The 11,554-nt window shown below is 59.6% G+C and carries 12 protein-coding genes; 9 read left to right on the top strand and 3 right to left on the bottom strand.

Translation table 11 applies throughout. From position 1 onward, the window contains the following. The first annotated feature begins 3 nt into the window (after positions 1 to 3). From AB7M29_RS22985 to AB7M29_RS22975, 3 genes are all read left to right on the top strand, one after another. Positions 4 to 771: an ABC transporter ATP-binding protein gene (locus AB7M29_RS22985; protein WP_454248053.1), complete on the top strand. Its 768-nt coding sequence runs from the start codon at positions 4 to 6 to the stop codon at positions 769 to 771. A 14-nt stretch (positions 772 to 785) separates the two neighbouring features. Continuing rightward, on the top strand, positions 786 to 2,213 hold the full coding sequence (locus AB7M29_RS22980) for an FAD/NAD(P)-binding protein (protein ID WP_454248052.1): 1,428 nt from the start codon (positions 786 to 788) through the stop codon (positions 2,211 to 2,213). A 514-nt stretch (positions 2,214 to 2,727) separates the two neighbouring features. After that, the gene (locus AB7M29_RS22975) at positions 2,728 to 3,087 is read left to right on the top strand and encodes a DUF6124 family protein (RefSeq protein WP_217858506.1); all 360 of its coding nucleotides are present in this window, start codon (positions 2,728 to 2,730) and stop codon (positions 3,085 to 3,087) included. A 344-nt stretch (positions 3,088 to 3,431) separates the two neighbouring features. Here AB7M29_RS22975 and ppnN read toward each other — a convergent pair whose 3' ends face one another. Further along, positions 3,432 to 4,805 carry a nucleotide 5'-monophosphate nucleosidase PpnN gene (gene ppnN / locus AB7M29_RS22970; RefSeq protein ID WP_052966886.1) on the bottom strand — a complete coding sequence of 458 codons (1,374 nt, stop codon included), beginning with the start codon at positions 4,803 to 4,805 and terminating at the stop codon, positions 3,432 to 3,434. A gap of 226 nt (positions 4,806 to 5,031) precedes the next feature. On the opposite strand from ppnN, the gene AB7M29_RS22965 reads away from it, so the two are divergent. After that, positions 5,032 to 5,559: a DUF3087 domain-containing protein gene (locus tag AB7M29_RS22965; RefSeq protein ID WP_217858507.1), complete on the top strand. Its 528-nt coding sequence runs from the start codon at positions 5,032 to 5,034 to the stop codon at positions 5,557 to 5,559. 150 nt (positions 5,560 to 5,709) lie between these two features. Then, positions 5,710 to 7,287 (top strand): sensor domain-containing diguanylate cyclase, encoded by a 1,578-nt coding sequence (locus AB7M29_RS22960; RefSeq protein ID WP_217858508.1) that lies wholly within the window; start codon positions 5,710 to 5,712, stop codon positions 7,285 to 7,287. A gap of 15 nt (positions 7,288 to 7,302) precedes the next feature. Here the strand turns inward: AB7M29_RS22960 and AB7M29_RS22955 are convergent, their stop codons facing one another. Both AB7M29_RS22955 and dapA read right to left on the bottom strand, forming a co-directional pair. After that, on the bottom strand, positions 7,303 to 7,689 hold the full coding sequence (locus AB7M29_RS22955; protein WP_123360792.1) for a DUF2784 domain-containing protein: 387 nt from the start codon (positions 7,687 to 7,689) through the stop codon (positions 7,303 to 7,305). Positions 7,690 to 7,749: 60 nt separating this feature from the next. After that, on the bottom strand, positions 7,750 to 8,625 hold the full coding sequence (gene dapA / locus AB7M29_RS22950; RefSeq protein ID WP_217858509.1) for a 4-hydroxy-tetrahydrodipicolinate synthase: 876 nt from the start codon (positions 8,623 to 8,625) through the stop codon (positions 7,750 to 7,752). 393 nt (positions 8,626 to 9,018) lie between these two features. Here dapA and AB7M29_RS22945 point away from each other — a divergent pair, with 393 nt between their 5' ends. From AB7M29_RS22945 to AB7M29_RS22930, 4 genes are all read left to right on the top strand, one after another. Next, positions 9,019 to 9,717, top strand: coding sequence for an AzlC family ABC transporter permease (locus AB7M29_RS22945; RefSeq protein WP_032830637.1), 699 nt, complete (start codon positions 9,019 to 9,021; stop codon positions 9,715 to 9,717). Beyond that, positions 9,717 to 10,028 carry an AzlD domain-containing protein gene (locus tag AB7M29_RS22940; protein ID WP_162830927.1) on the top strand — a complete coding sequence of 104 codons (312 nt, stop codon included), beginning with the start codon at positions 9,717 to 9,719 and terminating at the stop codon, positions 10,026 to 10,028. The genes AB7M29_RS22945 and AB7M29_RS22940 overlap by 1 nt, the downstream gene beginning before the upstream one ends. Positions 10,029 to 10,095: 67 nt before the next feature. Beyond that, positions 10,096 to 10,254, top strand: a complete 159-nt coding sequence (locus tag AB7M29_RS22935; protein WP_217858510.1) for a hypothetical protein — start codon at positions 10,096 to 10,098, stop codon at positions 10,252 to 10,254. Between the two features lie 345 nt (positions 10,255 to 10,599). Next, positions 10,600 to 11,547: an ABC transporter substrate-binding protein gene (locus AB7M29_RS22930; protein ID WP_454248051.1), complete on the top strand. Its 948-nt coding sequence runs from the start codon at positions 10,600 to 10,602 to the stop codon at positions 11,545 to 11,547. Positions 11,548 to 11,554: the final 7 nt, after the last annotated feature.

The raw sequence follows: 11,554 nt of genomic DNA, 5'->3' as shown, positions 1-11,554 counted from the left end.
CGTATGAGCCAAGCCGCCAGCGACATTGCCGTCAATGACCTGTTGCAAGTCAAAGACATTGAGGTGATCTACGACGGGGCGATCCTCGCCGTGGCCGGGGTGTCGCTGACGGTGCCCAAGGGCGGCATCGTCGCGTTGCTCGGGGCCAACGGTGCGGGCAAAAGCACCACGCTCAAGGCGATTTCCGGGTTGGTGCGGGCCGAGCGCGCGGAAGTCAGTCGAGGGACGATCGAGTTTCTCGGGCGCGATACCGCAGGGGTTAATCCGAGCGTTCGCGTGCGCCAGGGCATGGTGCATGTACTGGAAGGCCGGCACGTATTCCCACAACTGACGGTGGAGGACAACCTGCGCAGCGGCAGCTTCGTTCGCGGTCTGAGCCGCAAGGACCTGGCGGCGGATCTGGAGCGTATCTACGCCTGGTTTCCACGCCTCAAAACCAAGCGCAAGACCCGGGCCGGGCTGACCTCCGGTGGTGAACAGCAGATGGTCGCCATTGGCCGGGCGTTGATGACACGTCCTACTTTGGTATTGCTCGATGAACCTTCCATGGGTTTGGCGCCTATTATCGTCCAGGAGATTTTCGAAATCGTGGCGCAACTCAATCGAGACGAGCAGGTGAGCTTCCTGATTGCCGAGCAAAATATTAACGTGGCACTCAAGTACGCCTCAAAGGCCTACGTCCTCGACACTGGTCGCGTGGTGCTGTCCGGCACTGCCGATGAGTTACTGGCACGGGGCGATCTGCACGACTTCTATTTAGGTAAACACTGATCAATGAGAACGCCATGACTGACACCCCACGCGGACAGGCGACCGACGCCATCCGCCACGCGGACATCCTGATCATCGGTGGCGGCCTCAGCGGCGCGATGCTGGCGGCGCAGTTGCTGCGCTTGCCGGGCAAGCGGCAGGTGCTGGTGATCGAACCCCGCGCCGAACTCGGTCGGGGCGAAGCGTACAGCGCGGTGGAGTTGGGCCATACGCTCAACGGCAACGCGGCGCGGATGAGCGTCGATCCCGACAACGCTGATGATTTGACCCAATGGCTGACCGAGTACATCGCGGCGGGTGGTTGGCCGGAGTCGGATCAGCAGCATGTGCCGATCAGTGAGCTGTTTGCGCCGCGCGGGCTGTTTGGCGTTTATGTGCAGCAGCGTTTGGCCGAGGCGCAGGCGGTGGGCGCATTGAATGGTTCGAGTGTCGAGCATGTACGGGCCGAGGTGGTCGACCTGCAAACCCGGGACAACGCTGTATTGCTGACCTTGAGTAACGGCCAACGTTTGCAGGGCGCCTATGCGGTGCTGGCCACTGGTATGTTCCCCGCCGCACGCACGCCGCAAACCGAGTCCAGCGGCTTGAACGCAGCGGCGCTCGACCCATGGGATGTGACCGCCATGCGTCAGCTCGATCCACAGTCGACGGTGCTGATCATCGGCTCGGGCCTGACCATGGTCGATGCCGTGGTGTCGCTGGAACAGGCCGGGCATCGCGGGCCGATCGAAGTGTTTTCCCGGCATGGGTTGCTGCCGCATGTGCGGCGACAGCCTCCGACCTGGGCCGATTTCTTGGCCGAGGATCACAGCATTCGCACGCCGCGTCAGTTGATGCGCGAACTGCGCCGGCATTGCCGCGACGCCATCGCCCAGGGCATCGACTGGCAAGCGCCACTCGACACCGTGCGGGCGCACATCGGGCGGCTGTGGAGTCAGGCGACGGATGTGCAGCGTCGGCAGTTTGTGCGGCATGTGCGGCCATGGTGGGAAAGCCATCACCATCGCTCGCCGCCGTTGAGCGCCGAGTTGGTGGAACGGTTGCACGGGGAAGGGCGGTTGCGGATTCAGGCTGCATCGTTCAAAGGGTTGGAGCCTTCGTTGAACGGGGAGGTCAGCATTCGCATTCGTCGTCGGGGCGAGGCACAGACTTGCGTGGTGCACGGCGCGGCGCTGATCAACTCCAGTGGCATCGAATACGACTGGCGACGAGTGGCGCGGCCATTGCCGCAGCAGCTATTGGCGCGCGGGCTGGTGCGGCCGGGGCCATTGGCGTTGGGCATTGCGGCGGCGGATGACGGCGCGGTGCTAAGCGCCGATGGGCAGACCGCCAGCCGTTTGTTCGCCATGGGCCCACCGTTGCGCGGAATGTGGTGGGAGAGCACGGCGGTGACTGATGTGGCGAGCCAGGCCAAATCTCTTGCGGCGCGATTGGCGGGTTGACAGATAGTTGGAGGGTGTTTTTTCGGGCCTCTTCGCGAGCAAGCCCGCTCCCACATTTGATCTCAGGCGTACACAGATAGTGTGTTCACCGAAGATCCCCTGTGGGAGCGGGCTTGCTCGCGAAGAGGCCGGCCCATCCACCACAAGACCCACAGTCAGACCACTAAACAAGCACTGTTTAAACGACACTTCCAGATACTCACTCAGGCTACACAGCCTTGCGCCGTTGCCTACGACTACGCCAGAATCCGCCGGCTTGTGCGCCTTGAGGCCGGGCTCTATCGTTTGCCTGTCGCTGAAAAACAGCGATCGGGTTTGGTAGCCCGGTTTGACTTGCGTGCATAGCGCACCTGATGCAGAGCCTTTTCGGCTTGCGTTTATGGTGGCCATGCGCAGGGCGCCTTCGGGCGCGCCGGTTCTCCAAGTCACCGGTCTACCAACCTTCGTATGGCCACCACCCCTTCGTTTGGTAGCGAGAGTGATGGCTCCTCTTTTCTGATTTGGAGTTTCATCTATGTTCAAACCAACACCTAACCCGCCGGAAACCGATCCAACATCCCCCTACGAATCCCTCGATTCCAAAAAGCTCAACGAAGCCGCCGACCGCGCCCTCGACCATTACCTCAAGCCGCCCATCCCCAAAGACAACAAGCGCAAACCCAGCACCATTTACCATGTCGGCGCCGAGGTCGATAACGAGACCCTACTGGTCAACGCCTGCGAATCCCTGGCGTCAGCGAGCATGATGCTCAGTGAGTTCGCCGGATTGATGGACATGCCACATCGCAACATGATGTTGGGGATTCAATCGGTGGTCATGCTTGGTGAGTTGGCCGTCAACCGGGTGCTGGATAACCTCGATCCACCTGCCTGACACTGGATCTGAAGTGACTGGGCATCTGTGGCGAGGGAGCTTGCTCCCGCTCGGCTGCGCAGCAGTCGCAAAACGGCATATGCGGTGTGCCAGAAAAAATGCGGTTGCAGAATTTGGGGTCGCTTCGCAACCCAGCGGGAGCAAGCTCCCTCGCCACAATGGGCTCCACTGACACAGTCCCCAAAAACAAGAAACCCCGCTTCACGCGGGGCTTCTTGTCAAAGTGTAGGAGCGGGCTTGCTCGCGAAAGCTGCTTAACATTCAACAGAGATGTCGACTGTTACGCCGCCTTCGCGAGCAAGCCCGCTCCCACAGGGGGGATGTTAAAGCTCACATCAATATTGTTACGCCACCACTCGATAACACGGCACATACTCCGCGCCACCCGGCAGTTTCATCCGGTGCTGGGCGACGAAGGCTTTGAGCAGTTTGTCCAGCGGCTGCATGACGGCGGCATCGCCACGGATCTGGTATGGCCCGTGTTCTTCGATCAGGCGGATGCCCTTGTCCTTGACGTTGCCGGCGACGATGCCGGAGAACGCGCGGCGCAGGTTGGCGGCCAGTTCGTGGGATGGCAGATTGCGGCTCAATTGCAGGTTGGCCATGTTGGCGTGGGTCGGGTCGAACGGGCGCTGGAAGCCTTCGTCGATTTTCAGCAGCCAGTTGAAATGGAACGCGTCGTTGCGTTCGCGACGGAATTGTTTGACCTCTTTGAGGCCCTGAGTCATCTGTCGCGCCACTTCAACCGGGTCGTCGATGATGATCTCGTAGTGCTGCTGCGCGGCTTCGCCGAGGGTGGCACCGACGAAGGCGTGCAACTGCTCCAGGTACGGTGCGGCGCTTTTCGGCCCGGTGAGGACCACGGGGAAGGGCAGGCTTTCGTTGTCCGGGTGCATCAGGATGCCGAGCAGGTACAGGAATTCTTCGGCCGTGCCCGCGCCGCCCGGGAAAATGATGATGCCGTGGCCGACGCGGACGAACGCTTCCAGGCGTTTCTCGATGTCCGGCAGGATCACCAGTTCGTTGACGATCGGGTTCGGTGCTTCGGCGGCGATGATCCCGGGTTCGGTCAAGCCGAGGTAGCGGCCACCGTGGATGCGCTGTTTGGCGTGGGCGATGGTCGCACCCTTCATCGGGCCTTTCATCACGCCTGGGCCGCAACCGGTGCAGATGTCCAGGCTGCGCAGGCCGAGTTCGTGGCCGACTTTCTTGGTGTATTTGTATTCTTCGGTGTTGATCGAGTGGCCGCCCCAGCACACCACGATTTTCGGTTCGACGCCGGGGCGCAGGGTGCGGGCGTTGCGCAGCAAGTGGAAGACGTAGTCGCTGATGCCCTGGGAGGTGCTCAGGTCGATGCTCAAGGCGTCGAGTTCGTTTTCGGTGTAGACGATGTCGCGCAGGGCGCTGAAGAGCATTTCCCGGGTGCTGGCGATCATTTCGCCATCGACGAAAGCGTCGGCCGGGGCGTTCAGCAGTTCCAGGCGTACGCCACGGTCTTGCTGGTGAATGCGGATTTCGAAGTCTTTGTAGGCTTCCAGGATGGTCTTGGCGTTATCGACGTGGGCGCCGGTATTGAGGATGGCCAGGGCGCACTGGCGGAAAAGGGTGTAGGTGAGGCCGGTTCCGGCTTCGCTCAGTTGCTGTACTTCACGTTGGGACAGTGTTTCCAGGCTGCCTTTAGGGCTGACCGAGGCGTTGATTACATGTCGTTGGGTCATTCAATGATCCTTAAAACGATGTCACCCGCCGGCAGGCGCATGGCATCCGAATAGTGTGTATCCATGGAGAAGATGGCACGAACTGCGCTGTATCGCCATGTTCCCCGTTTGACGATGGAAAGATGAAAAGGAGCCCCAGCATAGCTAAATCCTTCGGGGAGGCGATAATGCCCCGCAGTCTTTTTGCCACAGAGCCTTTCCCATTGATGCAAGGAACCCCGTCGCGATGTTCGAAATCCAGCCAATGAATGCCGAAACCTATCGACGCCAGACGCGACGCAGCACGGTGATCATCGCCCTGATATTCCTGGCGCTGGCGATGGTGCTGTCCACGGCGGCGGTGGCGCTGTTCGGTGAGCCCGGCGGCGACAATCTGCGTTTTAACGTGGGCGGCGTGTTTGCTGCATTGTTGCTGATGGCGGCGCTGATGCGCGGCAAGTTCTGGACCCAGGAATGGATGGCGCCAGCGGTCTACGGTTGGCAGCTCAAACGCAGCCTGATGAGCATCACCAACGTCATGCACCAGGTGACGGCGGCAGTGGAGAAGGGCGATCCTAGCGCCATGAAGCTGCTGCGTTTTTATCATCTGGGACTGAGCCAGATGCACCAGTTGGACGGCAATTCCAGCGACCATAGCCAGCTGGCCCGTGAGATGGATCAGCACAAGGCGCGGATGGAAGCGCTGGGCATCGAGACCGAACAGACGCAATTGAATCCGGCCTGGCTTGAGGCGGTGAAGCAGACGCGGATGTAGCCTTACGATCGTTGACGATGAGCATTTTCGTGCAAATCACCTATCGTATTCGTTGATGAGTCATAGTGGTCCGAGCGCCAGCCACGGCCGGCTGGCGCTAAAAGGGCGAACGGGAAAATTCGCCATGTCATAAGGGATTAAGGGAGCGTCATGGGGCATCCGTCCGTCAAAGATCGTATTGAAGGCACCCGGCTCGCCACGCCTTGGGTGCCTGGGCAGGTTGAGTCGAAACTCAAGGTTCGATACGCAGTCTTCCTGCTCGTTGCGGTGTGCCTGTCCATGACGGCCATTGCGATCGGGGAAGGCTGGAACGCGCGTCAGTATCATTTGCGCGACAGTGAAGTGGCGATGTCCAACCTGGCGCAAACCCTGGCCTCGCAGGCGCAGGCCTCGATCAAGCAGGCCGACACGCTGCTGTTTGCCGTGGTGGACCGTCTCGAAAACGACGGCATGGAACCGGCGAAAATTCCCAGACTGCAACGTTTGCTCCAGGCCCAGCGCGGTGAACTGGCGCAGATCCATGGGCTGTTCGTTTTCGACGAAGAAGGACGCTGGCTCGCCGACTCCAATAACGCTGTGCGGGCCAATACCAATAACTCCGATCGTGAATATTTCATCTACCACCGTGATCACCCCGAGCGCGGCCCTCATATCGGTCCATCGATAAGAAGTCGTTCGACCGGTGAGTGGGTCATGACCGTGTCACGAAGGATCAATCACGCCGATGGGCGGTTTGCCGGTGTGGTGGCGGCTTCGATCTATCTCAACCATTTTCTGGACCTGTACAACAGCATCGACATGGGCAGTAACGGGGTGGTCAATCTGATCACCGACGACGCCCGCATCGTCGTTCGCCGCCCGTTCAACGAAGCCGAAATCGGTACCAGCGTGGCGCAGGGGCCGCTGTTTACCCAATTGTTGCCCAAGGGCGACTCGGGTACGGCGATCGTCAAATCCTACGTGGATGGGGTGGAGCGGGTGGTGGGATTTCGACGGGTAGAAGGTTATCCGCTTGTGGTATTTGTCGCGCTCGAAAAGGAAGAAGTCCTGGCCAGTTGGCGGCAGGAGTCGATACTCAGTGCGGGCATCGTGTCATTACTGCTGGGGTTTCTGGGCGTTCTCGGCTATCGCCTGATCCGCATCATGAAGCAGCAGAATCATATTCAGAACGAATTGCTGGAGGCTCAGGAAAAACTCATTGAGGTCAACCACAGCCTTAAATTGCTGGCTCTGGAGGATGCACTGACCGGGCTCTCCAACCGGCGGCAATTCGATTTGTTCATCCTGGCGGAAATGGGCCGCGCCAGACGTACCCACACCAGCCTTGCGTTGTTGATGATCGATGTCGATCACTTCAAGAGTTTCAATGATCACTATGGGCATCTGGCGGGCGATGAGTGTTTGCGCAAGATCAGCACCATCATCACCGACAACATCCAGCGCCCCGGCGATCTTGCTGCCCGCTTCGGTGGCGAGGAGTTTACGGTGGTGCTGCCCGGCACCGATTATGTGGGGGCGTTTCTGGTGGCGGAAAAGATCCGTCGCGCGGTTCAGCAAACGGACATCAAGCATAGCGGCAGCCCCGAAGGCCTGGTCACGGTCAGTATTGGGGTTTGTGCCTACAACCAGACGGCGCAGAGCCAGCCCGAAGACTTGATCGGCGCAGCAGACAAGGCGCTGTATGTGGCCAAGGCTAGTGGCCGGAACATGAGCGTCATTGCCAACTGAACTCAGCCAGACCGGTTACTGCCCTGAACGAGTCGGGTGCCGCAATCTCCATAAGCGGATCAGCCGCAGGTAGATCAGCACGTTGATCGCCAGCACCACGCTGCCCAGCCCCAGCTGAATCGTGGGTGTCAGCCCGGCCGGATAAATAATCGGCCACACGTAATGTTCGATAAAACCGCCGCCGTAGCCGGTTTGGCCGGCCGCATGGCGCATGAGGTTTTCCCAATCGGTCAGTGGGCACGTCAGGTGGAAAACTTCCACGATCACGCCCCACGCGGCGGCGGGCAGGTGCCACCAGGCCAGGTGGTGCCATTTGAGCACCAGCAGCCCGCCGAACAGCACGAACAGAATGAACAGCAAGTGAGACAGCACCAGCCCGTCGGCGGCGATTCGGTAAAGCATGTCGATTCCCTGAGGCGTTATGTGAATCGCTCCATGGTACTCGGGCTGGGTGCGTGTGCTCTATCGATTGCTGTTTTCAAGCACTGCCAATACTTCTTTCAAGCGCACCGCCGTGGCTTCGCTGCTGCATTGCATCGGCGCGCGCAGCTCGTCGTGGATCAACCCCTCAAGGGCCAGGGCGGTTTTCACCGGGGCAGGATTGGGCTCGATGAACAGGCTATGAATCATTGGCAGCAACTGGAAGAAGGTCGTTCGGCCGGCCGCTAACTGGTTGTCGCGGATTTGTTGATACAGCGTCACGAACAGCTCGGGATGAACATGGGCCGAGGCGGCAATCGCGCCTTTGGCTCCCAGACACAAAGCGCCGAAGATTTGGTTGTCTTCACCGCACAGCACGTCGACTTTGCCGCTGGCGAGCAGCGCAAGAGTGGTGGCGGGATTGCCGCCGCAGTCCTTGATCGCGACGATCCGCTCATGGGCGACGATCCGGAGCAAGGTTGCCTGCTCGAAGGCTATGCCGGTGCGATAGGGAATGTCGTAGAGAATGACCGGGATGCTGGACGCATCGGCGACGGTCTTGAAAAAGGCTTCAAGGCCGGCCTGGGACGGGCGGATGTAGTACGGCGGCGGAACCAGCAAACCCGCCAGAGAACGGTTCAGGATTTCGCTTTGAAATGTCAGCAATTCGGCAAGGTTGTTGCCGGCCAGGCCCATGACCACACGTTCTGGCGGAACCAGTTCCAGCACCGCATCGAGCACCGCCAGCTGCTCATGTTTGCCCAGCGCCGCGGCTTCCCCGGTGGTGCCGCAGACCACAATGCCATCGACGCCTTTTTCCAGCAGGTGACTGACCAGCCGCCGCAACCCGTCGAAGTCGATCGCGCCATGGTGAAACGGCGTAACGATGGGAACCCAGATACCTTGAAACGATGACATGCACTTTCTCCTGAAGGTTGACCGATTTCGTCACCGTCAGAAGCGTAGAAGGAAGTCAGCAAGAAGGAGGGAGTTTCCGCCGCGCTCAATGTCCTGTCAGCTCATCTGACGGGACAGCGCGCCCCGGTCACATGAGCGACTGTTTCTTGGATTTAAGGGCGTGCGCAACGCAACCTTGCGCCTTGGCATTCAAGCCAATGACGACAGTGTTGAGGTTGAAGGTTGCGGACATGGTTGCTTACACCCTGAATGAGGTGCTCAGTTTTAAAAGTCGGCGCGATGTTTGTCAATCTCGAAAATCAGCACCGGTCGCGTGCAAGTGCGCAAGATTGTTCAAGCCATCCGCCACGACTGCTGGCACAGTCTGGGGTCTTTCCCTGGTTGTAGAGCGTTATGTCCAACTCACTCATGCCGCGCAGTGCATTCCTTCGCGGTGCCGCGGCCATCATGCCGTTGTCCCTGGCGACCGCGCCTTGGGGGCTGCTGGCCGGTTCCATGGCCATCGAGGCCAATCTCACACCGCTGCAAGGCCAGGGGCTGTCGAGCATCGTGTTTGCCGGCGCGGCTCAATTGGTCGCCATCGGCATGCTCAAGGGCGGCGCCGGGGTCTTTTCGATTCTGCTGACCACGTTGTTGCTGACTTCCCAGCATTTGCTTTACGGGATGAGCATGCGTTCGGTGATTTCCCCGTTGCCGGGCCGCTGGCGTGTGGGGCTGGGCTTTTTGCTCACCGACGAGTTATTCGCCCTGACCAGTCAGCATGACAAACAGCAGTTCAATCGCTGGTATGCCTTGGGCGTGGGCCTGACGTTTTACATCGCCTGGAACCTCTTCACTCTGGCGGGCATTGTGCTGGGCAGCAGCATTCCGGGTCTTGAACACCTGGGGCTGGACTTCTCTATCGCGGCGACCTTTATCGCCTTGATCACACCCGTGGTGCGCAACGTTCCGACGGTGGTCTGCGTGGCGGTCTCACTGTTCTGTTCGGTGCTGTTCAGCTATTGGCAATGGGGCTCGGCCTTGGTGCTGTCGGGGTTGGCGGGCATGACCGCAGGCTTTATCTGCAACAAACTCTATGTGGGGCGCACATGATGGTCTGGGCTGTAATTATCGGGATGGGCCTGCTGGTGTTCCTGAACCGCTACGTATTTCTTGAGCCTCGACTGCCGGTGCGCTTGAGCAGCAATGCCCGGCAATTCCTCGGTTTCGCGGTCCCGGGCATGCTTACAGCAATCTGCGGACCGATCGTGTTCATGCCCGACAAGCAGCTGAACCTGCAGTGGGACAACCCCTATCTGATCAGTTCGCTGGTGGCCGTGGGTCTGGTGCTTTACACCCGCAACACCTTGCTCAGCATGTTGTTGAGCATGGGGTTCTTCTTTTTGCTGCGATGGTGGCTCTGAGTCGTCTTATCCGAAACTGTTCTACGCTTAAAAAAGATGACTGATCTTTTGAGGAAGGGAGGTGGACATGGCCACTGAACCAACGCGTCCGGACCCGGATGAGGACACCGATGAACCGACGGAGGAGGAACTCGAGCGCCAGAGACGTTCGAGGCCGGACTGGAAGCATCCTGACGACGGTAAAGAACTGTCGGACCGCGACCAGGAGCGCCCGTTGAAGCCCTGACAGATCTGCACATGCCAAAGCCCCGCCATAGATAGCGGGCTTTTTAATTTCCGATGCCTGAAATGCAATCACCTGTGGGAGCGGGCTTGCTCGCGAATACGGTGTGTCATTCAGCATTGATTTTGACTGTCACACCGCTTTCGCGAGCAAGCCCGCTCCCACAGGGAAGAGGAGGCAATCCCCCCGCCGCGCTCATCGGGATGTACCGGGAAATGCAGTTTGTTGAGCCACTGTTGCTGGGTAAGCACTCACTGTTCCCGGTCATGAGCTTATGCATAAATAGAATTTAAAATTGCACCTGTAAGAGCGTTATGGTCTATAAAAATAACCCTCCAGGAGCCCCGGATGAACCTGTCCCGATACCTGCGCGGTCTGTTGACCAGCGCCCTGTTTGCCGCGCCTTTGACCTACGCTGCCGATCCTGTGGTGTTGCACATCGGCGATCAGAATTACTACAACATTCGCGCCTCGGTGGAAGCGTCGGGTGTGTTGGAAGGGGCGCCCTATACCGTCGACTGGAAGCACTTTCAGGCCGCTGCGCCGCTGGCCGAAGCGCTGAACACCGGCGCATTGGACCTGGGTTTTCTCGGTGATTCAGGTTTTCTGTTTCTGGCCGCCAAACAGGCGCCAGTGAAGCTGATCGGTGTGTCGCGGCAGAACCCGGACACCATCGCCTTGCTGGTGCCCAAGGACTCGCCGGTCAAAACCATCGCCGACCTCAAGGGCAAGAAAGTCGCTTACTGGCCCGGCGCCTGGAGCCAGCAGTTGACCCTGCGCGCCTTGGAACAAGCCGATTTGCCGGATAACTACGTCGACTTCATCAAACTGATGCCGATTGACGCCGCCGCCGCGTTACCCCAAGGCAGCATCGATGCGTTTCCGGTCTGGGAACCCTACATTTCCCAGCAGATTCTGTTCTCCGGCGCCCGGCCGATTCTCACCGCCAAAAACCTGATGCCCGGCCTGAGCGCCATCGCCGCTTCGACGCCTTCGATCGACAGCAAGCGCGAAGCCATTGCCGACTTCCTGGGGCGCCTGAAAAAGGCCCGGGCCTGGGTCGACACCCACTCCGACGAGTACGCCGATCTCTGGGCGAAAAAGGCCAACCTTGATCAGAACGTGTCACGTCATTGGTTGCGCCAGGCGCACATGACCGTTGGCCCGGTGGATCAACAAGCCGCGGCGGATCTGCAAAGCACTGCGGACTTCCTGTTCAAGGTCAAGGCATTGCCGGCCGCCTTGGCGACGGCACCGATTATCGACAGCTCGTTCCAGCAGGCGCTGACGCAATAACCGAAAA

The organism is Pseudomonas sp. F-14 TE3623 (assembly GCF_053629015.1).
Note: the sequence above shows the minus strand (reverse complement) of the source record. Positions and strands in the feature narration are given on the sequence as shown.

Excerpts from the sequence above, each read along its gene's own strand:
- AB7M29_RS22985 (WP_454248053.1), top strand. The coding sequence starts at position 4 with ATGAGCCAAGCCGCCAGCGACATTGCCGTCAATGACCTGTTGCAAGTC.
- AB7M29_RS22980 (WP_454248052.1), top strand. The coding sequence starts at position 786 with ATGACTGACACCCCACGCGGACAGGCGACCGACGCCATCCGCCACGCG.
- AB7M29_RS22975 (WP_217858506.1), top strand. The coding sequence starts at position 2,728 with ATGTTCAAACCAACACCTAACCCGCCGGAAACCGATCCAACATCCCCC.
- ppnN (WP_052966886.1), bottom strand. The coding sequence starts at position 4,805 with ATGACCCAACGACATGTAATCAACGCCTCGGTCAGCCCTAAAGGCAGC.
- AB7M29_RS22965 (WP_217858507.1), top strand. The coding sequence starts at position 5,032 with ATGTTCGAAATCCAGCCAATGAATGCCGAAACCTATCGACGCCAGACG.
- AB7M29_RS22960 (WP_217858508.1), top strand. The coding sequence starts at position 5,710 with ATGGGGCATCCGTCCGTCAAAGATCGTATTGAAGGCACCCGGCTCGCC.
- AB7M29_RS22955 (WP_123360792.1), bottom strand. The coding sequence starts at position 7,689 with ATGCTTTACCGAATCGCCGCCGACGGGCTGGTGCTGTCTCACTTGCTG.
- dapA (WP_217858509.1), bottom strand. The coding sequence starts at position 8,625 with ATGTCATCGTTTCAAGGTATCTGGGTTCCCATCGTTACGCCGTTTCAC.
- AB7M29_RS22945 (WP_032830637.1), top strand. The coding sequence starts at position 9,019 with ATGTCCAACTCACTCATGCCGCGCAGTGCATTCCTTCGCGGTGCCGCG.
- AB7M29_RS22940 (WP_162830927.1), top strand. The coding sequence starts at position 9,717 with ATGGTCTGGGCTGTAATTATCGGGATGGGCCTGCTGGTGTTCCTGAAC.
- AB7M29_RS22935 (WP_217858510.1), top strand. The coding sequence starts at position 10,096 with ATGGCCACTGAACCAACGCGTCCGGACCCGGATGAGGACACCGATGAA.
- AB7M29_RS22930 (WP_454248051.1), top strand. The coding sequence starts at position 10,600 with ATGAACCTGTCCCGATACCTGCGCGGTCTGTTGACCAGCGCCCTGTTT.